Consider the following 25,629-nt stretch of genomic DNA (forward strand, 5'->3'; position numbering starts at 1 on the left):
TATGGGTCATTTAGGCTTTACTCATGGATATTAAATGGAAACGTTTCCAAAAATGCTGCTGCATTTATGGAAATGTATAGGGGGGTACTTTATGTTTTCAAATGGTAGAGGAATGGTTATCGTTTTCTTGTTCTTGGCAGGGGTAATAAATTATCTGGACCGATCTGCACTGTCCATTGCAGCTCCGTTCATCCAAGATGATTTATCCTTAACGGCAACACAGATGGGAATTATCTTTAGTAGCTTTTCAGTTGGTTATGCCGTATTTAACTTCCTTGGAGGCATGGCTTCCGATAAATGGGGAGCAAAGCTTACGCTTTTCGTGGCGATGATCGTTTGGTCTTTATTCAGTGGTGCACTTGTGCTTGCTGTCGGTTTTGCAAGTATGATAGTCATCCGCATCCTCTTTGGTATGGGCGAAGGCCCTCTCTCGTCAACCATCAATAAAATGGTGAATAACTGGTTCCCGTCAAATCAACGGGCATCTGTCGTTGGTTTGACGAATAGCGGGACTCCCCTTGGTGGCGCCATCGCAGGTCCGATAGTCGGATTCATTGCCATCTCATATGGATGGAGAGTTTCTTTCATTGCCATAATGATAATTGGGCTTATATGGGCGGTTTGCTGGTGGAAGTTCGTTAAAGAAAAACCACAACAGTCAAAGGAACAGAAACATACAGGAAAATCTTATGTAGCGGCAACATCGGAAGGAAAGGTGAAATTCACCTTTTATTTAAAACAAAAAACGGTTTTATTTACAGCTCTAGCCTTTTTTTCCTACAACTATATTCTCTTCTTTTTCTTAACTTGGTTTCCAAGCTATTTGGTGGATGCACGAGGCCTAAGTGTGGAAAATATGAGTATCATTACAGTGATTCCTTGGATTTTTGGATTCATCGGACTTGCTTTGGGTGGATTCGTTTCGGATTTCTTCTTTAAAAAATTCGCTCAAAAGGGTGTTTTATTCTCACGTAAACTGGTGCTTGTAACATGTTTGTTCTTATCGGCAGTATGTATCGGTTTTGCCGGACTTGTATCCACGACGTTCAGTGCGGTAACGCTTGTCGCACTTTCCGTCTTCTTCCTATATTTGACTGGTGCCATTTACTGGGCAATCGTCAACGATGTCGTAGACCCTGGTAATGTTGGATCTGTTGGAGGTTTTATGCATTTCTTGGCAAATACAGCAGGAATCATCGGACCGACGTTAACAGGATACATCGTCGATACCTCAGGCACATACACGGTTGCATTCTTGCTTGCTGGCGGATTGGCCATCGTTGCGTCGCTAGCAGTCATCCGTTTTGTACGCCCGATAGTAAAGCCTGCGTAATAGATTGTTAGAATGGAAGTGTCTCCCAAAGGGAAGATACTTCCATTTTTTATGTGTAATAGGCATCCCTAGCGGATCCGATTTTCTTTTCGAAAAGTAGCTGGTGTCTTTTCATTGTATTTTTTAAAAGTGCGAAAAAATTGGGGCATGCTTTCAAAACCACACATTTCAGCAATATGGGCAATCGTGTGATTCGTTTCCAGTAAAAGTTCCTTTGCCTTGATGATTCTTTTCGTATTTAAATAAACGATTAAGCCAATTCCAGTCGTTTCCTTAAAAACCCTGCTGAAGTGAGCGGGACTGACCAAAGCTTTTTGTGCAAGAGCTGTCAAAGTCAATGCTTCATCGATATGTTCATTAATATAAATTAAGATATCTTTGATCCATTCTGAACGATAGCTATTGCCCTCTGGTAAATCTTCTTTGCCATTTATCCGGGTACGGTATAAATCAAGTATGATTTGATGAACGGTCAGCAAACAGGCATGCCTCGAGCCTATTGATTGGCTAGTTGTTTCTTGCAGGATGAGCTGTAGCTGTTCCTCCAGCTTTACTTGTTTCTTTTGCGGCAATGATATTTTATAATTCTTACTCTTTTTTGTCAGGTCAAACAAATGTAAATATGAAAAAGAATCATCAACCATATCTTTATATATCAATGTGGGACTGAAAAAGATGATCGTGGAGGTAACAGGGTCGTCCTTATTGGGTAAAGCCCTATGAATCGTATTATTAGGGATCAGGAATACATCCCCTTGTTGCATATCATAAAACACATCACCGATGAAAAAGGTACCCTTACCGCTGTAAACATAAACAATTTCATAATAGTCATGCATATGATCGGACAATTCATTCTGTGGACTTTTCGTATCTTGATAGACAAATGAAAATGGGAAGAGTAAATCATGGTTTAATGCAATATGAATTTTTTTCATTTCGTTCAGCTCCTGAAAGTATAATACAACAAGAATGAGTATATTTATAGCAAAATATGCAATTTATATTTCAAAAATTGATGTTAAAATTAAAATAGATTTAAAAATAAAAAAATTAAAATGGAAAATGAAAGGGCTTTCCGGATGGATTGACGTTTGGTTTTGAACGTCTTCACTCATGAAAAGGAGGGGACAAAATGAATAAATTTGTTCAATTGCATTCAAATGATGATGTTGTTATTTCCTTGGAGGGGATACATAAAGGACAGAGCCTCCAGATTCAAACGGAAGACAGGGGAATGATCCATATCAAGGCAAATGACAACATTCCTAAAGGACATAAGATGTTAGTGAAACCGGTTAACCGAGGCGAGGACGTAATCAAATTTGGCTACTCGATCGGAAAAGCTAAAGAAAATATCTCCATTGGAGATTGGGTTCACACCCATAATCTAGCATCCGGTTTGCATGGTATATTGGATTATTCCTATCAACCTAGCATTCAAGATACAAATGAGCCAAGTCAAAATCATACCTTCCAAGGATATATCCGTGAAAATGGGGAAGTGGGTATCCGGAATGAAATCTGGATCATCAATACGGTTGGTTGCATCAATAAAACCTGTGAAGTTCTCGCTAAAATGGGAAATGAGCAGTTTAAAGATCGTCAAATCGATGGGGTTCATCACTTTTCTCATCCATACGGTTGTTCTCAATTGGGTGATGATTTGACCCATACGCAGAAACTATTGGCTGCCTTGGCTCAACACCCAAATGCAGCAGGGGTTTTAGTTGTAGGGTTAGGATGTGAGAACAACCAAATCGAAGCATTTAAAGAAGCCATAGGTGAATTTCCTCCAAATCGCATTAAATTTTTAAAAGCCCAGGAGGTTCAAGATGAATTGGAGATCGGCTTACGTTTAATGGGAGAATTAGTGGAATATGCCGAAGGCTTCGTACGCCAGACCGTACCGGTTTCAAAGCTGAAAATAGGCTTGAAGTGCGGGGGCTCAGATGGTTTTTCAGGTATTACCGCTAATCCATTGGTTGGTGCTGTTTCCGATCTTATTGTAGAAAATGGCGGGACCACCATATTGACAGAGGTTCCTGAAATGTTCGGAGCGGAAACGATATTGATGAACAGGGCAAGGGATGAAGAAACCTTTAAGAAAATCGTTGACCTTATTAATGATTTCAAACAGTATTTCATCCGCCATGATCAGGAAATTTATGAAAACCCTTCACCTGGAAACAAGGAGGGCGGCATAAGTACGCTGGAGGAAAAATCACTTGGGTGCACGCAAAAAGGCGGCCATGCAACTGTAGTGGATGTTAGTCCATATGGTGAAAGGGTAGTGAAGCATGGATTGAATTTAATCAATTCTCCTGGAAATGACCTGATTTCGGTGACGGCCTTGGCAGCAGCGGGTGCACATATCGTTCTATTCACTACTGGAAGGGGAACGCCATTTGGCGGACCGGTGCCAACTGTGAAAATAGCAACGAATTCAGATTTAGCCGATCGTAAAAAACACTGGATCGATTATAATGCAGGGCAGTTGATTGAAGGTCAAAAGATCGATGAATTAAAGCTTGATTTATTCCAATACATTCTTGAACTTTCATCAGGTAAAAAGAAAACGAATAATGAAAAATTCGGTTATAGAGAGATAAGCATCTTTAAAGAAGGCGTCATTCTCTAACAGGTGTACATATTTATTAAAATATCAAAAAGGAGTGTTATTCAGTGAAAAGTATCGTTTGTGAACAACCTTTTGAATTTAAGATGATCGAGTCGGAAAAGCCGGTTCCAAATTCTGGCGAAGCTTTGGTTCGTGTGCGGCGAATAGGAATTTGCGGTACGGATATTCATGCCTATGGTGGTAATCAACCCTTTTTTAGCTATCCTCGAATACTTGGACATGAATTATCCGGTAATATCGAATCCATACCGGAGAATGAATTGGGGCTGAATGTCGGGGATCAAGTATCGATCATCCCCTATATGGAATGTGGAAAATGCCTGGCTTGCAGAAGTGGAAAAACGAACTGCTGTACGGATATGAAAGTGTTGGGTGTACATGCTGAAGGCGGCATGAGTGAGTGGATTACGGTTCCTCATGATCATTTGGTGAGAACAGAGGGTCTCACACTAGACCAATCCGCAATGATAGAGCCTTTAAGTATAGGGGCTCACGCAGTTAGGCGCGCTGCCCTTCAAAAAGGGGAATTTGCCCTTGTAATTGGTGCTGGACCAATTGGCTTGGGAGTCATGGCATTCGCTAAAGAACAGGGTGCGAAGGTGATCGCAATGGATGTAAATAATGAACGCCTTGCATTTGCTGGCAAATGGGCAAATGCCGATTATACGTTGAACGTTTTGGAGAATCCAATGGAGAAATTAGCCCAATTGACGAATGGAGATATGCCAAGCGTGGTATTTGATGCGACAGGTAATGCTAAGTCAATGATGGATTCATTTAAATATCCTGCTCACGGCGGAAGACTGATTTATGTAGGTTTAGTTAAAGCGGATATTTCCTTTAATGATCCTGAATTCCACAGTAAAGAGCTTACATTAATGGGAAGCCGTAATGCAACAAGGGATGACTTTGATTATGTCGTAAATACGCTGAAAAAAGATTTGTTGGATATGAGCAAGTATATTACACACCGCACACATTTGGATGAAATGATCAATCAGTTTGAAGGGTGGTTAACTCCTGAAGCTAAAGTGATCAAGGCCATTGTCGAAATATAAGCATTTGGTACGCTGTCATAAGGAAACCACATAAAACGCAATCCGAATTGGATATTTTTAATAGAAAGGAGTTCCTTGATCATGAACCTAAATAAAGGTCAACTGAAGCGTCTGAGTAAACATACAAAAGCTGTCCAAAATTCACATATGATGGATTTTCCCATAAAAGTATTGCAGATTGGAGAGGGAAATTTTCTTCGAGGCTTCTTTGATTGGATGATTCATGAATGTAATAAACAAGGACATTTCATGGGAAGTATTGCAGTTACCCAGCCCCGCCCCGCCGGAAAAGGGAAAATGGAGGAAGTGAAGCGGCAAGATGGCCTGTATACATTAATGCTACGTGGTTTTCACCAAGGCGAGAAAGTGGAACATACAGAGATCATTTCCGTTTTTTCAAAGGTAATTGATCCATATGACGAATGGATGGAATTTTTAGCTCTATCAGAAAATCCTGAATTGGAATTTGTAGTTTCCAACACGACTGAAGCAGGGCTCAAATACCAGCCGATTTCTTTGGAAGAAGGAAAGCCGATTGAATCTTTTCCAGGAAAGCTGACTGCTTTTTTGTATCATCGTTATCTGCATTTCAATGGAGATGCGAAAAAGGGACTGATCATGCTTCCATGTGAGCTTTTAGAGAGGAACGGTGATTCATTGAAGCAATATGTTCTTAAGCATAGCAGGGATTGGGATTTACCAAAGCCATTCATGGAGTGGGTGGACCGGGACAACCTATTCCTAAACTCGCTTGTAGACCGTATCGTTACAGGATTCCCAGCCAATGAGTCGGACAACCTATTTACGGCATGGGGATATAAGGATACTCTGCTAAATACGGCTGAACCCTACCATTTATGGGCTATTGAAGGTGACCCTTGTATTGATCAACGTCTTCCTTTACAACAATCCGGCCTGAATGTGCATTGGGTAAAAGATTTGACACCTTATCAAATGAGGAAGGTAAGGATACTTAATGGTTCACATACCTTGTTGGCTCCTTTAGGCATTTTATCTGGATTGGAAGAAGTAAAACAGGCAATCGATCATCCGGAATTCAGCCAATTTCTGAGCAATGCCATCGAAAAGGAAATAATTCCTTCATTACCTTTTGATCAAAATGAGATGATGCAATATGGGGAAAGTGTTCTTGAGCGATTTAAGAACCCTTTTGTACATCACCTCCTGGCCGATATTTCGCTGAACAGTATTTCGAAGTTCAAGGCTCGTCTCCTGCCTACCTTGGAGGAATATCACAAGGCGAAAGGCAGGCTGCCTGACTGTATCGTAAGAGGTTTTTCGGGCTTGATCCGATTTTATAGAGTTAACGAAACCAAGGGGAGTTATATGGGTAAAAGCTTTGCGGGTAAAGTCTATGTCGTTAAAGATGATCTAAAGGCTATTGAATTTTTCAGGGAACAATGGCTTCGTTATGAGAGGGAAGAAATCCCGCTTAGGAAATTGGTAGAGGCAACGTTAAGTAATCAATATCTATGGGGGAAGGATTTGAGCGATATCCCGAACCTTGGAAACGAATTATGCCAATATCTAGAAAGGATGATTGACTGAAATTATCCGTTGAAAGGATTTGGGCAAGGTTAAGTTCATGAATATCATTCTGATCTATTATTTTTTTCTTTATTTTATTTGTATTTTTGGTATACTGAATGAGTGATATTTTTTCTTGGTAGTTTCCTAATGGAAAGATATTAAAAGAATTACATATTCTTCTTTCCCGTGAAGGGGAGTAGCGTCAGGGATAACCTGAAATAAAGTCGTCATTACGTGGGAATCCCACCGGCTTTATTGGCCTAATTCATTTAGTGCTTAGCGAGACCTTTGCCATTTATGGCAGAGGTCTCTTTATTTTTGTGAAAAGGAGGAATTTTTGTTGGATTTTTTAACAGGTGAATTCATTTCAGGACTTTTAGCGATTATTATGATAGATTTGGTTCTAGCCGGTGATAATGCGATCCTTATTGGATTGGCTGCAAGAAAGCTTCCAAAAGAACAGCAAAAAAAGGTGATAATATGGGGAGCGGTCGGCGCAATTGTGATAAGGATCATTGCAACGCTGCTGGTCGTTTGGCTCTTAGAGGTGCCGGGACTGCATTTAATAGGGGGATTACTTCTTGTATGGATTGCTTATAAGCTCCTTATTGATGAAGAAGAACATGATGTGAAGCCAGCAGACTCGATGTGGGCTGCTATAAAAACCATCATTATTGCAGATGCTTTGATGGGATTGGATAACGTCCTAGCTGTGGCAGGTGCATCGCATGGTAACTTCGCTTTAGTCGTAATCGGTTTGCTTGTATCTATCCCAGTAGTGATGTATGGAAGCACATTAATCCTGAAACTGATAGAACGCTTCCCATTCATCATAATAATTGGTGCGGGAATACTAGGCTGGACTGCTTCTAAAATGATCGTAGCTGAACCTTTCATGCACGACTACTTTGCAAATCCCTTCATTAAATATGGATTTGAAGCAATAGTGGTGATTGGAATTCTGTTTGCCGGGATTTCAAGACAGAAAAATATAGAAAAAGACAAAGCAAACAGAGAAAAAATGCAAATCGAACGTAATGGATAATTGATACAAAGAGACCTTTCGAAATGAAAGGTCTCTTCTTTTTGTCTGTTCCTTATAAGTACAAAACAAAAAAAGGATGTACCAAAGCCCGCACTTTGGTACATCCTTTTACGAATTAGGTTACGATAATATGAACGTTAATCATGATATCAAAGCCAATTGAGCATATGGAGCATTCTCTCAATTTATTAGTTTAAGTTAATCCATACACTTTTGACTTCCGTATAATTATCCAATGCATAACTGCCCATTTCCCGACCGATTCCACTTTGTTTATAACCGCCAAATGGAGAAGCTGCATCAAATGCGTTATAGCAGTTTACCCAAACTGTACCTGCTTTTAATTCATTAGCCACATAATGGGCTTTTTTTACATCCTGGGTCCATAAACCTGCAGCCAATCCATATTCTGAGTTATTTGCACGGTTTATCACATCATCCAAATCGTCAAAAGGCATCGCAGCTACTACAGGACCGAAGATTTCTTCTTTAGCGATTGTCATTTCATCTTCAACGCCTGCAAATATTGTAGGCGTTACAAAATAACCCTCTCCTTGTCCGTAATTGCCTCCGGTAACCACTTCAGCTCCTTCAGACTTTCCTTTTTCAATGTAACCGCCCACTCTTTCCATTTGCTCACTGGATACCAAAGGCCCTATCTGGGTAGATGGATCAAGACCTGCCCCTTGTTTAATGTTTTTTGCATGGGACACTAAGTCAGCTACCACGTTATCATAGGATTTCTTTTGAATGTACAGGCGGGAACCGGCACAGCAAACTTGCCCTTGATTAAACATGATGCCCATTAAAGCTCCAGGAATGGCTTTACTCATATCTGCATCCGGTAAAATGATATTAGGTGATTTCCCGCCTAATTCCAACGAGATTTTTTTCACCGTTCCCGAAGCTTGGCGCATGATCATTTTCCCTACTGAGGTTGAACCGGTAAAGGCAATTTTATCGACATCAGGATGGTCTACAAGCGGTGACCCTGCTGTTTCACCAAATCCAGGTATGACATTGAGAACGCCAGGAGGAAAACCTGCTTCAAGCGCCAATTGACCTAAATATAATGCTGAAAGCGGCGTTTGCTCCGCTGGTTTTAAAACGATCGTACATCCGGTTGCAAGGGCTGCTCCTAATTTCCATGCGGCCATTAGTAAAGGGAAATTCCAAGGGATGATCTGCCCTACCACCCCGACTGCTTCATGACGGGTATAATTGAAGTAATTCCCGGCAACAGGTATGGTTTGTCCCACTATCTTAGTGGTCCATCCAGCATAATAACGGAAGTGATCAATTGCAAGGGGGACATCGGCATTGGTGGTTTCGCCAATCGGCTTGCCATTATCCAGGGTATCCAATTGTGCTAACGCTTCTTTATGTTCCTCCATGAGGTCCGCTAATTTATAAATGAGGCGACTGCGTTCCGATGCACTCATTTTTTTCCATGGACCGTTGTCGAAAGCCTTACGGGCTGCTTTAACTGCTTTATCTACATCTTCCGGACCTGCTTCACTTACAACCGCTAAAACCTTGCCGTTTGAAGGATCGAGGGTCTCAAAGGTTTTTCCTGAAGCAGCTTCCACCAATTCCCCATTTATCAAAAGCTTTTTAGTGCCCTTCAAGAATTCCTGCACTCTTGGATTAAGCTTAATCGTTTGTTCCATGTATAATACCCCTTTTCATTTGGATTTTATGTTCGATATTTGTTCGGACGATGGCGTTCCTCTAAGTAAAAGAATCAAGCATAAGCTTATGATTTTGATACCATTCTCTTGGGCTGACTTGCAGCAAGACTGAATATCTTAAAAAACTGGATTACTTGACTTCTTTCCCCCCTTATCATAAAGAATCAATTTCTCGACATGTAATTATGCAAGACTTATGCCATAACAAAAAAACCAATTAAACCAGCTAAAGAAGGTGCTGGAGGTACATGGGAAGGTAGCAAACTGTTCCATATTGGAACAGGAAGTTGTACCAATATGAAACAAAAAAGTTCAGTAGCTGGCATAATGCGTTTTCATTTTGGTGGATATCTGAATTTTCTGTTATAATAAAACGGAATGAACGAACCCTAAATGCTCTGAAACTTTGGTTTACAAAGAGTTTCATTGATGAAATTGAATAAAAAACAGTGGCAGATTTACTGGATTATACATACGGGAGGATTATTCAATGTCTGTTAATATAAGCGCGGATAAAGGAACCGTACCGGCATTTATTCAACAATCATGGCAGCGGTGCATTTCGAAGGGACTTCAGCCAAGCATGATGGATAAGGAAGATATGCTTGGTGCATTTGAGTTGGCCGAATATCACGATCGATATGCGGAACTCCTGTACCATTCTGCTCCCATTTTAGAAGAAGTTTATCATTCGATTAATGGTTTGGAGTCCATTTTATTACTTGCTGCTCCTGAAGGATATATCATCGAAACAGTTGGGGATCCAGCTTTCATTCGACATGCAAATAATGTTTCCCTGAGAAAAGGGGCCAATTGGCTGGAGGGTTCAAAAGGAACAAATGCAATAGGTACTGCCATAGTAGAGAAAAATCCTGTACTTATTCATGGCAGTCAACACTTTCATCAGGATAACCATTTCCTTACTTGTGCCGCATCGCCCATTTATCACCCTGAGGGACATCTGCTTGGTGTTCTGAATTTAAGCAGTCATCAACAGAATTATCATCCTTTTTCCATTAGTTTAGTTCAGAGGGTGGCTGATAGCATCAAACAAGCACTCTTATTGTCACATACACAAAAAAGGGAGAAAAACCTTTATTTTATATATGATTCATACCCTGATCCGTTAATTACCCTTGATAAAGAGGGGGAAATTACAGATTTCAATATAGCGGCGTCACAGGTTATCGGCACAATGGAAAAACCAGTATCGAATATAATATCAGGAACAGACCCACTTGCTTTAGAACAGAAGGTTACAATTAAAGACCAGGAATTCCTGGTTCAAACCCTTGGCAAAAATATAGAGCATCAATCCTCCGTGATCGTAAGGTTAAAAAAACAAAAATTGATTGATGGTTTAAAAACTAATCGTTATCAATTTACCGATATAATAAGTAATGATCCGCAAATGAATCAAACCATTTCCATTGCTAAAAGAGCTGCAGCGCTTGATATCAGCCTGTTAATCACTGGGGAGAGCGGAACGGGAAAAGAACTGTTCGCTCAATCCATTCATGGGGTTAGTTTAAGAAGTGATAAGCCCTTCATCGCCATCAATTGCAGTGCAATTCCCGAAAACTTATTGGAAAGTGAGTTATTTGGTTATGAAAAGGGTGCCTTTACTGGCGCAAAAAGCGGCGGGCATAAGGGGAAATTCGAAGCTGCAGATGAAGGAACCCTGTTTTTGGATGAAATCGGGGACATGCCGCTTAAAGCTCAAGCGACTCTGCTCCGCGTACTTCAGGAACGATGTGTGACACGTATCGGAGGACATGCTTCCATTCCAATCGATGTAAGGGTCATTGCTGCCACCAACAAAGACTTACAAAAGGAAATTGAAGCTGGAGAATTCCGTGCAGATCTATTTTTCCGACTTTGTGGATTATCTTTAAAACTTCCAAATCTAAGGAATCGTAAAGATTTATTGCTGTTAGCAGAATCTATTTTAACGGATCTACCTTATAAGAGCGAACATACCGAACTAACTGACGAAGCTAAAACATTCATTTTGGAATATTCGTGGCCAGGTAATTTCCGTGAATTGCAAAATGTACTGGGACAGGCTGCATTCCTAGCTGATAGTGGCCCGATTACAAGGGAATTGCTTGCGGCACTTTGTCCTGTTTCTTCCATTACACATGAGGAAGGGGCAAATGCCGAGCGTGAACCAAGAAACTTTCAAGAACAAGAAATCCTACTTATCAGGAATGCATTGGAACGAACAAGCGGGAATATCAGTAACGCAGCGAAACAACTAGACATCGGCCGTAATACGCTATATAGAAAAATGAAAAAATATGGAATCAACTTTCAAAAGTAAGAGACTCTCAGTATATAAAAAATAAGAAGAATCTTTTTATGACAATTTCAGCTTCCCGACCTGATTTGGTCGTTTCTTTGTTAGCGCAAGTAACTTAACTATATGCGGAATAGCATACCTGTCTCCTTATAAGCTGCAAATAATGAAGTGCAGGATATCAAAATCTCATATAGAATGATGTTATTGCTGTAGTAACTAAATTCCGCAAGGGGATGTGTGGTCAATAGTATGGAGTTGTCATCTGAACATAAGAAGTATAAACATGTATTGATACAATATTTGGAAGAAAATGAATCTGTATTTTTAAATGAATGGAACGAGACGATTAAGATCAATGAAATAGACCCCTACAAAGAAAGAATAAGGGAAAATGGTTATGGGATGTACTCACTGGTCATCCAAACGTTCAAGGAGGTATTTTCTGATGATGTGCTGATAAAATTGGCTTACCAGGTTGCAAAAGAACGTCTTGAAGCAAATATCAACATTGGGGATTTTCTATACAATATCAATTTGGGGAGAAATATTTTAATCAGAAATGTCTTTGGCGCCAGTATCCCAATTAAATATATGCAGAGATTCATTAATGACATTAACCTGCACTTTGATACGTTCAGCTACCATGCAGTAACTAGATATACGAATCTTACAAATGAAGTGATTGAGGAAAAAAAGTCTTATATTAGTGAAAACCACAAAGATAAATTAGCGGTACTGGGTCAAATATCATCAAGCTTTGTACATGAGTTCCGTAACCCTCTTACAGCGATCATGGGGTTCAATAAATTACTGAAGAGGGAGAATCCCGACTTGAAATATTTGGATATCATTGATTATGAGTTAAATCAGTTGAATTTCAGGATAACCCAATTCCTCCATACCTCTAAGTCTGATTTTAATGAGGAACAAAGAGAGGTAATTTCCGTATTAAAGTTAATTGAAGAAATACAGGAATTGACTTATGCAAATATTGTGGATGCCAGCGTTAATGTGGAAATAGATATTTATCCAAACTTCGTCATGACAGCGAGCAAGGATGGGTTAAAACAAGTGTTCCTGAATCTCTTTATAAATTCCATTGATGCCCTAAAGGATAAGGAACATCCTAGAATTTTGAGGATAAACTCTTTAATTGAGGCGAATGAAAGAATAATTCGAATTTCAAATAATGGACCGGCCATTGCCAGTGAATTGATCGAATCTATTTTTGAGCCCTTTGTCACAACGAAAGAGTTAGGAACGGGAATTGGATTATACGTGTGTAAAAAGATCATAGAAAGTAATGATGGATATATGAATTGTGTCTCCGATGAAAATTTAACCACATTCAGCATCCATTTCCCTGAAGTTCAGAACTGAATCATACATGTTTCATACATATCAGTAGGGTAATTTTCATACAGCTTTACATACATATCGAATTTTTTCGAAGCTTGTAAACATAGAGTTTTAATGATTGGAAGGAGGGCATTAGGGTACTGCCGGTATTTTACATAAAACCATTCTCAATAAAAAAATCTGTTTGGAAGATGCCAAGAAATCACAATTAGGATTTTAGCATCTTCTTTTTTATCCCTGTATTGTATTTTTCAGTATATATGTGTCGAAACAGTAAAAGAAAACAAATAAATTGTCATTTTTTGATTCGATTATGAATCAAAAAGGGTCGATAATTAATGTTTGAATCGAAAATTGAATTTGTAATTCAATATTGAATCGTTTTAAATACTTAAAAGCGTTAAACCCTAATAAAATAACTATCCTTTTTTTGGCATGGTTATTGCTTTTATTTATATATGTATAAAATTTTAGTGAGAGAGGGTGCTTTTATAAAAGGAAGAGTGAGGTAAGAAAGGATAGAGCTGGATACCTATATTTTTACATAAAAGGACTGCACTTAACAAAGCAAAAAATGCAAAAACAGCAAGGTTCTTTGTACTCTCCATTGAGGTGCTGATGATAGGAAAGAGGGAGTATAAATGGAAAAGCGGTTACGGTTCATAAAGTAAACGCTGTCCAATATACATATATCGATAGTGAAGTTGGCCTCATTAAAAACTAATGATGAAACGGGAATAGGACTGAAAACATGATTTTTGAATGAAAGATTACTACTAAAGCACCCATGTGCAGTGGTTTACTGCTAACAAAACGGTAATTAGACAGTTTTAAAGGATGGTGACAATAGTGGCACTTCAAACAAATGAATTGAAACATGGTCTTAAGACCAGGCATGTCACAATGATTTCTATTGGTGGGGTAATTGGGGCAGGACTATTTATCGGAAGTGGAACAATAATAGAGTCAGCTGGGCCTGGTGCTATTTTATCGTATATAATCGCAGGATTGATGATCGTGCTTATAATGCGCATGCTGGGTGAAATGGCTGTGGTAAATCCTGATAGCGGATCCTTTTCAACATATGCGCATCAAGCATTTGGTCCCTGGGCCGGATACACGATCGGCTGGTTATACTGGTTCAATTGGGTTATCATCATTGCTATTGAAACTACGTTATTGGGTACTATGATTCATGATTGGTTTCCTGGTATTCCAATGTGGGCTGCTAGTCTAGCCTTTCCTATATTAATGACGATTACGAATATCTATTCAGTCAAAGCTTATGGGGAATTTGAATACTGGTTAGCTTTCATGAAAGTGGCGGCCATTGTAATATTCCTCTTCCTGGGTGCCGCCATGATTTTCGGATTTGTTCCGGGATTTGATTCACCAGGACTTTCAAACATTTCTGGAGATGGAGGATTTTTACCAAAAGGTTTTCTGCCTGTCCTTCTTAGTGTGATATTCATTACTTTCTCTTTATCGGGAAGTGAGGTAGCTGCCATTGCTGCTGGAGAGTCTGAAAACCCTGAAAAAAATATAATTAGAGCCATAAACAGTGTTGTATGGCGTCTCCTTCTTTTCTTTGTTGGTTCAGTGACCGTGTTGGTTCTCGTAATCCCCCAAGGGGCTGAAGATTTACTGAAAACCCCTTATGCCAGCGTATTTGACATGGCAGGCCTGCCGGCAGCGGGTCAAATCATGAATATCGTAATCTTCACTTCATTGCTTTCTGTTTTGAATTCAGGCCTATATACAAGCTCTCGCATGTTATATTCTTTATCAAAAAAAGGGGATGCACCGAAAATCCTTTCCCGAGTGAATAAGCGGGGAATCCCGATTTGGGCGTTAATGGCAAGTGTTTTCTTTGCATATGTGTTCACGACATTTAAATTTGTTTCTCCTGATAAATTGTTTGCTTTTCTCGCAAACAGCTCTGGAGGAGTCACTATGATCATGTATATCTTTATCGCCTTTTCTCATCTATATTTACGGAAAAAGACGGAAAAAGAAAATCCCGGGACACTCAAAGTGAAAATGTGGCTATTCCCTTATTTAACCTACGTGACCATTGCGGCATTATTTATTATATTCGTTGCTCAGGCGTTTATTGATTCCATGAGATTGCAATTCTTTCTTACAACCCTTCTCACGATTCTAGTAATTGGGTCATACTTTCTGTTTTATCATAAGAAAAAGGTAATGACTCCTGGACAAGATGCAAAACTAAAAAAAATTCACGTTAAGGAAGGGTAATGAATACAGTAGTTTTTTCAATTACAGAAAGAAAAGATTGATTATTCAAATAAGGGCTGCTCTTAATGGGCAGCTTTTTTTTGGTTCCAAAAATGATCGCATTCTTTTCATGGAAATGATTAAAGCGAGTTCGGATTTCCGAGTGCAATCAACCCATTACGATACTCATTCATTTGCAACTTTGAAATCCTTTGCTAGAATATAATCTATAGAAAAGATTAGGAGTGGTTACTGTGGCTGAAACTCCAGCTGAAGATTTAATTCATTATATCGCACCAAAAGGAGAATATATCCCTTTTTTAGATGATACGGACTATATCGCTAAAGGATTGGAATGGAAATTATTCACTGCCCGTTCGGTAAAAAGAGAACTAGTATATAAAAGCGGAAGTATTCAAGCAAAAGTCAAATTGGCTGGTTATGAACAATACGGCAACGGACTTGACACTATAGTTGTTCAATTTGAAAATGGTAAGCTTAGTTGCATTAACCCTTCCTATTTAAAGGAAATGCAAAGCTCCAGTTTCGGAAAAGAATTGTTGAGTGGACCTGTTTCTGAAACCGCCGCAGTTCCAAGTGAAACTGAGCAGGTGATGGAAGCGCCAATTACGGAAAACCCCGATCAGCTAAGTGCAGAACCAAAAAAAGCAAAAACCAAAACTAAAAAAACGACAGCAAAACCTAAGTTGGACTTACCTGGGGAAAAAGTGCATTTCACTGCGACCGTCAAGGAGTTCACGGCGAAAATGAACCATTTCACTGGTGAAGAAGATGAAGTCATACTATTGGAGAATGTCAAAGTGACAACGGAACCTGAATTGACAATCGGCGATGCTTGGTGTGGTAATAGCAAGACATTGAAAAAAGCTGAGCTTGAAGAAGGGGACGAAATCGAATTTGATGGAAAAGTGGTCGACAAAAAATATAATAAAGAAATACGCTATAAAGTAAATAATCCATCTAAGTTAGTGAAAAAGGAAGGATAAACGCTTGAAGTTCTTGGGTGATTTGGAGTAAGCCGCCGCTTACTCCTTTTTTTGTTGCATAAATCAGTCTTGAAATGGATGCGTTCATTGTGAACTTATTAGAATAGATGAGTACGATTCTGGAATATATTCGTATGTGGGAGAAACAACTTAAAAACCAAAATAATGCAAATTATTCGCTAATCGTATAATTAAGGGTTTCCTTTTGTGGTTTCATATATTCCAGTGTTGGGGATAATACATTATGAAAATGGATTTATAAAAAGCTTAGGGGGGGTTTTTAAATGAAAGAATTATTTCGGTTATTGAAACAAGGTAATAAATCGGCGTTCACTGCTGCCTGTGTCAATAGTATCATAGCTGTGCTAAAGGGGATTGCTTACTTCATGACAGGGAATGTCGCTATGTTTGCTGAAACTTTACATACTTTGGGTGATGCTGCGAATCAGTTTTTCGTCTTCATTGGTTCCGCACTAAGTAAAAAGGCACCAACTGATCGATTCCCTGATGGTTTTGGACGTTTGGTTAATCTTGTATTATTAGGGGCAGTATTGATTGTCGGAATCATGTCTTATGAAACGATTAAAGAAGGGTTTCATCACATTTTGCACCCTACAGAATCGACTGGTATCCTTATTAACTTGTCCGTCCTTTTCTTAGCGGTTGTGTTGGAATCATATGTATTATTTAAAGCGATGAAAGAAGTGGTGCATGAGACTGGAATCGAAGCTAAAGGAGCAGCTGTCATATTTAAGAGCTTCGCTGGTTTAAAAAGAGCAAAACCAGCGACGAAATTAGTATTCATGGAAGATATGGTAGCGACCGGTGGCGGGGTGCTTGCGATAATTGCCATTTTATTAGCAAACTTCACGCCTTTCATCCAAGCGGAAGGTGTTGCTTCCGTCATGATCGGTCTCGGTATGTTCTACGTGGTTGGAAGGGTTTTTCTTGATAATGCTGCAGGAGCTCTTGGGGAAGCCGATATTGAAATGCGACAAAAAATCGGGACGTTGGTCATGGATGATCCAGACGTAAGGGATATACAGAAACTGGCCGTATTAAAAGAAGGGGAAGACTTCCATGTTGAACTTGAAGTCGAACTTGATCCCCATATTTCAATCGCCCAAGCGGATGACATTAAAGATCGGCTGTATAATGATATATTCAAGGAAAGAGGAGTAACGGATGTCATTATAGAATTTGATGAAAATGATGGTGTCCCAAAATGGGAAGGTCAAATAAAAAAAGAATTGAATGAAATGAAAAAAGACAGGGAGTAGAAAGAATGGTCTATTACAAAGTGTCATGACAAGCAATTTGTCTGATTATAAATATCACGACACTCATGATAAATCCTGTTCAATTCTTCACGTTCTTTCCTTGCGTATGCTTTATAAGCTATCATGGACTTAGTTACATAAAGAAGGATGATGAAAGGGTGAATACATTGGAGAAACAGGATATTAAGCTAGTTGCACTTGATATGGATGGCACGCTCCTCAATAAGGCTGGAGAGATATCTGAAGAAAATCGCAGAGCGATAAAAGAAGCCGAAAATCAAGGGATTTTTGTGGTATTGAGCACAGGAAGGTCCTATGCGACATGCAGTGATTTTGCAAAGTCAATGGAACTTCAATCATACCTCATTACGGTAAACGGAAGCGAAATTTACGATAATCAAGGAAAACTGGTGGAAAGGAATATCGTCGATAGCGATTCCATACAATGGATGTGGGAATTAAGCCAAAAACATGGTACTCATTTCTGGGCAATAAGCTGCGATAATATTTACAGGGCTGAGATGCCTGAGAAAATCCACGATTCGCAATGGCTTAAATTCGGATTTGATACAGATGATGACAGCATTCGCAAAATCATCATGGATGAACTGGTATCAAAAGGAAACTTTGAAATAAGTAATTCAAGCCCGACGAATATTGAAGTGAATGCCATGGGCGTTAATAAAGCGAAAGCGATAAAGCTCGTATGTTCATTGCTCGATATTACGATGGATAATGTTATGGCAGTGGGTGACAGCCTTAATGACCTTGCAATGATTTCTGAAGCAAAAGTGGGTGTGGCAATGGGAAACGCCCAAGAAATTGTGAAAGAAAAAGCAGATTGGGTTACAGCGACAAACGAAGAAGATGGTGTGGCTATGGCCATTCGTAAATGGGCGCTTTCAAATTGAATCGACACTGTATATGGGAACTACACCATATACAGTTTTTTTATTGAAATGGCGCTGCCGACAATAAAATGTTAGCTGCCGAATTAATTTCTTGAAAATTGTGTATTTTAGAAGTATGATAATCTTGTAGTGTTATATTTTGGTAATATATTAATAATGGGAGGTTTAATGGATGACTAGAAGTTTGCCTGAACAGTGGTGGAATCAATTATCTTTACCAGTTATCTCAGCACCTATGTTTTTAATATCCGGTCCTGAGTTAGTGAAAGAATGCTGTTTGAATGGGGTGATTGGCTCTTTTCCAGCACCGAATGCGCGTCCGATAGAGGTACTGGATCAATGGATGGGTGACATAAACGACACATTGATTGCAGCAAAGGCTAAAGAACCAGGCTCAAAGATTGCTCCATGGGCAATGAATATGGTGGTCCACCGTACATATAGCCGGCTTGAAAAAGAGTTGGAATTGGTCAAAAAGCATCAGCCTCCCATCGTCATTACATCATTAGGTTCACCCAAACATGTGGTGGATGTCGTACATAGCTATGGGGGCTTGGTCTTTTCGGACGTCAGCTCTGTGAATTTTGCAAAAAAAGCTGCGGAGTCAGGTGTGGACGGATTGATCTTGGTTGCATCGGGAGCCGGTGGTCATGCGGGTGAGATAAATAGCTTTGCTTTCGTGGACAGCGTAAGGACATTCTGGGACGGAATCATTTTGCTTGCCGGATCCATCAGTACTGGTCACAGTATTTTGGCAGCTCAGGCAGCTGGAGCAGATCTTGCATATATGGGCACACGTTTTATCGTGGCGAAAGAGAGCAGGGCAAATGATGAATATCGTGAAATGCTTGTCGATTGTGATCATGATGACATCATCTTGACTGATGCATTTTCAGGCGTTAATTGTAATATGCTGAAACCGAGCATCAGAAAGGAAGGCATGGACCCGGAACAATTAGCCAAAAAAGAAAAAGTCGATTTTGACAGCATGTCCAAACCATCTGAATCTAAAGCGTGGCGTGATATTTGGTCAGCGGGCCATGGTGTAGGGGCAATTAAAAAAATAGATACCGCTGCCGGCATCATTAAACAATTGGAAAATGAGTATCAGGAGTCCTTGGAAAAATTGACCGCACAGGCGGAAAAATTAAAAGGAATTATATCGAAATGATATGAAAGCGCTTTATTAATTATGCTAATATAGCTAACAAAAAGGGGATCCGTAATGGATCCCCTTTTTTGCCATGTAATATCAGAGATATTTCATGATAAGGTCTTAATCAGCTAAAAAGGCAATCAAAATAGGATATAAAGAGAAAAGCAGTAAATATTCGATATAGGACTGTGAAAAATTATTGATAAAAAGAAGGATAAATGTTATATTATTTTCGTGATACTGACCAAATGAACAATATGGTCATAAATTATTGTTTGTTTAAAAATTATATATAGTAAGGTGAACAAGAATTTAAATTATCTATTGCAGAAGCTGATGACTTAATTATGTATTCTTCAATCAGTTTTCACCTAGATAGATTAATAAACGGCATATTCGCCGTATAGGAGGGCTTGGTAGGCGTGTTAAAATCTTTAAAGGGTGAATTTTTAGCCATAATAAAACATCCTATGATACTCATTTCCATAATAGGGATCATACTGATTCCTTTATTATATAGCGGCACGTTCCTGTGGGCATTTTGGGATCCATATGGTAAGGTCGACCAGTTGCCTGTTGCCATTGTCAATATGGATGAGGGTGCGGAGTTCAATGAGTCGGAACTTACAATAGGAAAAGATTTAGTCAAGGAATTAAAGGAAAAGAAGGATTTCGATTGGCATTTCGTCAGTCAAAAAGAAGCCAATGAAGGTCTGGAAAATCAAGATTATTACATGAAAATAGAAATCCCGAAAAACTTTTCGAAAAATGCAACGACCTTACAGGAGGACAATCCGGAAAAACTTGATTTAATTTATACGTCCAATGAAGGGTTCAACTATATATCGACTAAAATAGGGGACGCAGCTTCGGAGAGAATTAAAGGGGAGGTATCGTCAGCCGTTACGAAAACCTATGCGGAGTCAATGTTCGATAATTTGAACGAAGTGGCTGACGGACTCAAAAGTGCCAGTGATGGTGCTGGGGAATTGAAAGATGGGACAGATACAGTGAAGAACGGATCCAGTGAACTTGGTGAAGGAATTAACTCAGCTAAAGAAGGTTCCAAAAAAGTGGATGAAGGAATTGATTCCCTTCATTCAGGTTCTGTAGAAATCCATGAAAACTTGGAAAAACTAGCTGAAAAATCATTGACCTTTTCGAATGGGGTCGGTTCGGCGGCTGCAGGGTCAAAAGAACTCAATCAAGGATTACAACAGTTTAGCTCTGGTGTTGGACAAATGAAAGATGGGCAATCCGAGCTTTTGCAAGGAGCCAAGAAATCTGAAGCGGGAACTGGTGAATTGGCCTCTGGACTGCAGCAGTCATTAGAGGGATTCAATCAAATAGAAGAAAAGCTGCCCGCTTTGAATGAGGGAGCAAATGGTGTAGCGGCTGGTGCTGCCCAGCTTTCAGGTTCATTGTCTGATTGGAGCGCAGCTTCGAACGAAGCAAAAGCGGGGGCCTCTGAAGTGTCGGCAGGTTTGGACGAGGTAATTTCCGGATTGAAACAACAATCTGAAGCTACGGATGATCCCGCGGAGAAAGCGCGTTTGCAGGAAGTGATTGCTTCTCTAACCCGCATCAGTGAAGGTAGTAAAGGAGTTTCTGAAGGAGTAGGGAAACTATCAGCCAGTGCAACTGAAATTGCGAAAGGCTCAAATAGCCTTAGTGATGGGGCAAAACAGTTAGGGGAAGGCACAAGTGCATTAAGCGGCGGTTTCACTCAATTAAAGCAAGCTCAGGATAAACTTTCCAATGGGGCGAATGATCTGAAAAATGGTCAAGGCCAATTGGTGTCTGGTTTGACAACATTTGGCGATAGTATAGATTCAGCGCAAAGTGGGCTTGGACAGTTAACTGAAGGCAGCAACAACTTGGTAAGCGGGCTTGATCAGCTTGAAGATGGCTCCAAGCAATTATCAAGTGGAACCTCACAGCTTTCCGAAGGTTCGAAAGGTCTGGTTACCGGAACGGATAAGTTGAAAGAAGGTTCCTCCAGCCTTACAAGCGGTATGGGGGAACTGGCGAATGGAGCCATTAAGTTACAGGATGGAATCGCAAAACTCTCAGATGGATCTGCAGAATTGCATGAGGAATTAAATGATGGGGCAAACGAGGCAGGCAAGATAAAATCCAATGAAGAAGTATATGACATGTTTGCAAGCCCAGTTAAAGTGGATAAATTACCAATTAATAATGTCCCGAACTATGGCACAAGTTTTGCACCATATTTAATTTCATTAAGTTTATTTATCGGGGCTATCGTTCTGACGATCATTTTCCCGTTAAGAGATCCTGCTGTTAAACCGGCGAGTGGATTTAACTGGTTTATTAGTAAATACAGCGTCATGGCTCTCATAGGAATCTGTCAAGCCATATTAGTGGACACGATTTTAATTTTAGGCCTTGGGATCAATGTTACGAGCCTGCCGCTATTTTTTGCAGTAAGCATTCTTGCTAGCTGCACATTCATGGCAATCATTCAGTTCCTTGGTTCAGCCTTTGACAATCCTGGCCGGTTCATAGCATTATTGATTTTGATTCTTCAACTGACAAGCAGTGGCGGAACATTCCCGAATGAATTGGTTCCTGGATTCCTGCAAGGATTCACACCGTTCTTACCGATGACTTACTCTATTAATGCTTTTCGGGCAGTGATCTCAACAGGAGATTATAGCTTCATGTGGCATAATCTTGGCATATTGGCCATATTCCTCGCTGCGGCATTAATATTATCACTTCTTTACTTTATGTATCGGCATAAGAAATTGAACGGCGCCTTAAATGAACAACAGGAAGAAGCAACTGTACAATGATCAAAAAAACAGCGACCCTTAATGGGTCGCTGTTTCAGACTGTAGACAAACTCGATGAAAATCGAGTTTGTCTACAGTTTTTTTATAGGTGTACAATTTAGACGTTGATTTCCGCTTCGGGCACTCGCTTTCCGCGGGCGGTCCGGGAGCCTCCTCGGCGCCTTTGCGCCTGCTGGGTCTCCCCTAGACGCGCTTTTCCCGCAGGGTCTCGCACCCTCCACTCCAATCAACTTTGTTTTAACTTTTAGATAGAAGCCTTTTGCCTATGGTCTTTATTGTTTTAAAATATAATTATAAAAATTGAGGTGATGAGGATGCTTTCTAAACATATTTCAAAGGGGGTTCTGAATATTTTAATTCCGAACCCCTTTGTCTACAAACTGAAACAGCTACCCGTCATGGGTAGCTGTTTTTTATTAATAACCTGAATATATGTGCCAAGCGCTTCCTGCTCACAAGGAAAGGGAAAGAGTTCAAAAAACGATTATATTGACAAAACTATGGCGCAACCTGTACAAGAGTGTAAAAGTATTTAAACAGCTGTTATACCTTTGTCTTTTGAGTGGCAGGTGCATATTTCTTCATCGGATTTTTTGCAATGACATCTTTTAAATAAGGATGGCCAGAAGGACCTGGTTTTCTCATAAGTTCCATTAAGTAAGAAATATCGTCCATAGCCCTGTGTGTTTGAAAATTGGTGATATTATGTGCCTGCAGTAATGTTAAGAGTTTACTATTTTCAAATCCGTATTGCTTCCAAGGTACATTCCGCATCGTACAGAACCACTTTTGATCATTGATTTCCGGATACATTTGGTAGAGAAAACTTCTATCGAAAGAAGCATTATGTGCGAATATCGAATCGGTACGGGCAATGAAGGATTTAATTTTTTCATCGTGAAAACTTTTTCCTTCTACGGAGCTGTATGGAATTCCATGAATTTTATATGCTTGGTCATAATTCCTTCTTGCTCCATAGGAGAGAGGCTCCCTTAAAAATGATTCCTGATCAATAAGATTAATGATTTCCCCTGTTTCACTGCTGTATGTAAAGAGTATAAGGGCAAGCTCGATTATTTCATCTGAAGAGGGACGTAAACCAGTTGTTTCTACGTCAAGTACTAAACCTAATCTATTAGACAATTTTTTCTCCTCCAGTTGGGTAACATTCTTCTATTATAGCTGACATAGAAGAGCTATTGTAACTATTATGATCGTTTTAAAGGATTTGAAATTGATTGAAGGCAAGGGTGAACGAACCTACTAAAAAACGATAGAAATTTTAAAGCGATCTCTACCGTTTTATCCATTGAAGTTCATAAGCATTGCAAAATGCTTTCCCATTCATGTTCGGCAATTTTTACGAACTCTTCTTTTTTTTGAAGGCTGAAAATGTTCTTGGATTGCTTTATATACTGCAGTCCTTCCTCAGGTTGTTGAAGATGAACCAGATTTTTACCAGTTAAAAGATGGAGTTCCGCATATAAATATAATGATTCTATCGAATTACAAATGTTAATCCCTTTAAGAGTATAATTTAATGATTCCTGATAATAATGAAGTTCAGTCAATGTTTGGGCTAATCCATGAATGATCTTCACGATAATGGTACCTTCTTGATTCACATGGGGAATATTCTCGATAAATTCCAGTGCTTCATTGAAGATGGTGACGGCCTCTTCATAATTCTTCGTTTTAAAATGGATGATCCCGATACTATTTAAGACTTCTATTTCCTGTTGATGAAGAATGACCCGTTTACCCATCGTAATCTGAATGGCCTCATTCAATAATTCTATCGCCTTTTGTTTGTCATTGTATAAATAAAAAAAAGAGATACCTTCATGCCATTTTAAGAATTGATAAAATGATATCGATTTTTCCGGTGCAGTGGCCATTTCTTTTTGGACGATTTCATAAATTGCTTCATAGTTACGTGTCCGTTTGTACTTGTTAATCAAAAGTTTAATGGTTTCTATGTAATTATAAATCGGTTCATTTTTGGTAGTGAAAAAATACGGCAAGTCAACTTTAAGTTTATCCGCAAAAAGTGCCAATTCATCGATGGTTGGAGAAGTGATGCTCCTTTCATAATCGGACAGGGCATTAGGTTCACATATATCCTTAGCCAGTTCTTCCTTTGTTAGATTTTGTTTTATTCGTAATTCGTTGATAACAGAGCCAATCTCTATTTTCATTACAACTGCCCCTTTGTACCCATTTCTATAATTCTATTTTAACATAATTTAATTTTTATCAGTAAGATAATCGAAAGATAGTATGATATAACTACTTTACGTGTTTTCCTTGGGTATCCGTCCAACAAAAAATAATCAAGGACGTTATCATATTGAAGCGATCATACTTAAAATGACGTCTTTTCGATATCAAGTGAGAAAGGTATATAATCACGGATAATAGCAATCATTAGACTTGGAATATAAGAATAAATAAAAAGAGGCGGCACTCTGCCGCCTCTTACGATTTTAATTTCCAATGAACTCTTGGGTCCAATAGTGGGCGTATTTCCCACCTGTCACATGCCCAATTCCAATATGTGTATAGTTCTTGTTCAGGATATTGGCCTTATGTCCGGGGCTGTTCATCCAGGATTTCATGACAGCATCCGCACTAGGCTGACCTGCTGCGATATTTTCCCCTGCGTACTCGTAGCTGATTCCAAAGGATTTCATCATATCGAAAGGCGATCCATAATTCGGGCTTGTATGACTGAAATAATTATGATCACGCATATCCTCAGATTTCAGAATGGCTACATTAGAAACGGCTGTATCCATTTCAAGGGGAGGGAGGCCCGATTTTGATCGTTCTTCGTTAACTAAACTAAGAACCCGCTGTTCAACTGATTGACTTTCTTTTTGATTTACTGTGGTATTGGATGCCGGAAGATTTATGAGTTGTCCGATTCGAATTTGATTTGCATCCTTTATAGCAGAGTTCGATTTAAGTAATTCGTCCATGCTGACATCATATTCAGAAGCGATTTTCGTTAAGGTATCTCCTTCTGCCACCTCGTAAGTATTGGCTCCCATAACAACTTTTGGAGATAGAAGTGATAGTGACAGGGCTGATAAAAGGATGATTTTCTTCATTTTGATTCCTCCTAGTAGAATATCTGGATTGGAAGTATAGTATCCTATAAAAATAGTTTTGTGTAAAATTAGGTCATTCTCATTCATTATAGGACTAGGTAAAAGGGATAGTATGAGAATATACA

At 39.4% G+C, this 25,629-nt stretch carries 18 protein-coding genes; 13 read left to right on the top strand and 5 right to left on the bottom strand.

What is annotated here, in order from left to right:
* Positions 1–91 precede the first annotated feature (91 nt).
* On the top strand, positions 92–1,333 hold the full coding sequence (locus tag ACFVS1_RS08070) for an MFS transporter (RefSeq protein ID WP_387546265.1): 1,242 nt from the start codon (positions 92–94) through the stop codon (positions 1,331–1,333).
* Between the two features lie 68 nt (positions 1,334–1,401).
* Here the strand turns inward: ACFVS1_RS08070 and ACFVS1_RS08075 are convergent, their stop codons facing one another.
* Entirely contained in the window at positions 1,402–2,271 is an 870-nt protein-coding gene (locus ACFVS1_RS08075; protein WP_352923025.1) for a helix-turn-helix domain-containing protein, read from the bottom strand.
* 197 nt (positions 2,272–2,468) lie between these two features.
* Here ACFVS1_RS08075 and ACFVS1_RS08080 point away from each other — a divergent pair, with 197 nt between their 5' ends.
* From ACFVS1_RS08080 to ACFVS1_RS08095, 4 genes are all read left to right on the top strand, one after another.
* On the top strand, positions 2,469–3,974 hold the full coding sequence (locus tag ACFVS1_RS08080; RefSeq protein ID WP_352923027.1) for a UxaA family hydrolase: 1,506 nt from the start codon (positions 2,469–2,471) through the stop codon (positions 3,972–3,974).
* A gap of 44 nt (positions 3,975–4,018) precedes the next feature.
* Positions 4,019–5,032 carry a zinc-binding alcohol dehydrogenase family protein gene (locus ACFVS1_RS08085; RefSeq protein WP_387546267.1) on the top strand — a complete coding sequence of 338 codons (1,014 nt, stop codon included), beginning with the start codon at positions 4,019–4,021 and terminating at the stop codon, positions 5,030–5,032.
* An 81-nt stretch (positions 5,033–5,113) separates the two neighbouring features.
* Positions 5,114–6,601, top strand: coding sequence for a tagaturonate reductase (locus ACFVS1_RS08090; RefSeq protein WP_387546269.1), 1,488 nt, complete (start codon positions 5,114–5,116; stop codon positions 6,599–6,601).
* Between the two features lie 322 nt (positions 6,602–6,923).
* Positions 6,924–7,628 (top strand): TerC family protein, encoded by a 705-nt coding sequence (locus ACFVS1_RS08095; RefSeq protein ID WP_352923035.1) that lies wholly within the window; start codon positions 6,924–6,926, stop codon positions 7,626–7,628.
* A gap of 188 nt (positions 7,629–7,816) precedes the next feature.
* Here the strand turns inward: ACFVS1_RS08095 and ACFVS1_RS08100 are convergent, their stop codons facing one another.
* Positions 7,817–9,298 (bottom strand): aldehyde dehydrogenase family protein, encoded by a 1,482-nt coding sequence (locus tag ACFVS1_RS08100; RefSeq protein WP_241590872.1) that lies wholly within the window; start codon positions 9,296–9,298, stop codon positions 7,817–7,819.
* Between the two features lie 511 nt (positions 9,299–9,809).
* On the opposite strand from ACFVS1_RS08100, the gene ACFVS1_RS08105 reads away from it, so the two are divergent.
* From ACFVS1_RS08105 to ACFVS1_RS08140, 8 genes are all read left to right on the top strand, one after another.
* Positions 9,810–11,642 carry a sigma-54-dependent Fis family transcriptional regulator gene (locus tag ACFVS1_RS08105; protein ID WP_387546273.1) on the top strand — a complete coding sequence of 611 codons (1,833 nt, stop codon included), beginning with the start codon at positions 9,810–9,812 and terminating at the stop codon, positions 11,640–11,642.
* 228 nt (positions 11,643–11,870) lie between these two features.
* Entirely contained in the window at positions 11,871–13,001 is a 1,131-nt protein-coding gene (locus ACFVS1_RS08110) for a histidine kinase N-terminal domain-containing protein (RefSeq protein WP_387546276.1), read from the top strand.
* 816 nt (positions 13,002–13,817) lie between these two features.
* Entirely contained in the window at positions 13,818–15,239 is a 1,422-nt protein-coding gene (locus ACFVS1_RS08115; RefSeq protein WP_387546278.1) for an amino acid permease, read from the top strand.
* A 233-nt stretch (positions 15,240–15,472) separates the two neighbouring features.
* Entirely contained in the window at positions 15,473–16,225 is a 753-nt protein-coding gene (locus ACFVS1_RS08120; RefSeq protein WP_387546281.1) for a hypothetical protein, read from the top strand.
* Positions 16,226–16,509: 284 nt separating this feature from the next.
* The gene (locus tag ACFVS1_RS08125) at positions 16,510–17,505 is read left to right on the top strand and encodes a cation diffusion facilitator family transporter (RefSeq protein ID WP_387546284.1); all 996 of its coding nucleotides are present in this window, start codon (positions 16,510–16,512) and stop codon (positions 17,503–17,505) included.
* A 158-nt stretch (positions 17,506–17,663) separates the two neighbouring features.
* The gene (locus ACFVS1_RS08130; protein WP_387546286.1) at positions 17,664–18,416 is read left to right on the top strand and encodes a Cof-type HAD-IIB family hydrolase; all 753 of its coding nucleotides are present in this window, start codon (positions 17,664–17,666) and stop codon (positions 18,414–18,416) included.
* A 172-nt stretch (positions 18,417–18,588) separates the two neighbouring features.
* Positions 18,589–19,587 carry an NAD(P)H-dependent flavin oxidoreductase gene (locus tag ACFVS1_RS08135; RefSeq protein WP_387546288.1) on the top strand — a complete coding sequence of 333 codons (999 nt, stop codon included), beginning with the start codon at positions 18,589–18,591 and terminating at the stop codon, positions 19,585–19,587.
* 407 nt (positions 19,588–19,994) lie between these two features.
* Positions 19,995–22,391 carry a YhgE/Pip family protein gene (locus ACFVS1_RS08140; protein ID WP_387546290.1) on the top strand — a complete coding sequence of 799 codons (2,397 nt, stop codon included), beginning with the start codon at positions 19,995–19,997 and terminating at the stop codon, positions 22,389–22,391.
* Between the two features lie 543 nt (positions 22,392–22,934).
* On the opposite strand, the gene ACFVS1_RS08145 is transcribed toward ACFVS1_RS08140, so the two are convergent.
* The 3 genes from ACFVS1_RS08145 to ACFVS1_RS08155 form a co-directional block, all read right to left on the bottom strand.
* Positions 22,935–23,534 carry an exonuclease domain-containing protein gene (locus tag ACFVS1_RS08145; RefSeq protein ID WP_387546293.1) on the bottom strand — a complete coding sequence of 200 codons (600 nt, stop codon included), beginning with the start codon at positions 23,532–23,534 and terminating at the stop codon, positions 22,935–22,937.
* Positions 23,535–23,707: 173 nt separating this feature from the next.
* The gene (locus ACFVS1_RS08150; RefSeq protein WP_387546295.1) at positions 23,708–24,589 is read right to left on the bottom strand and encodes a helix-turn-helix domain-containing protein; all 882 of its coding nucleotides are present in this window, start codon (positions 24,587–24,589) and stop codon (positions 23,708–23,710) included.
* Between the two features lie 288 nt (positions 24,590–24,877).
* Positions 24,878–25,504: a CAP domain-containing protein gene (locus ACFVS1_RS08155; protein WP_387546298.1), complete on the bottom strand. Its 627-nt coding sequence runs from the start codon at positions 25,502–25,504 to the stop codon at positions 24,878–24,880.
* Positions 25,505–25,629 lie beyond the last annotated feature (125 nt).

Source organism: Peribacillus sp. NPDC058075, assembly GCF_042885195.1.
Taxonomy (GTDB): Bacteria; Bacillota; Bacilli; order Bacillales; family DSM-1321; genus Peribacillus.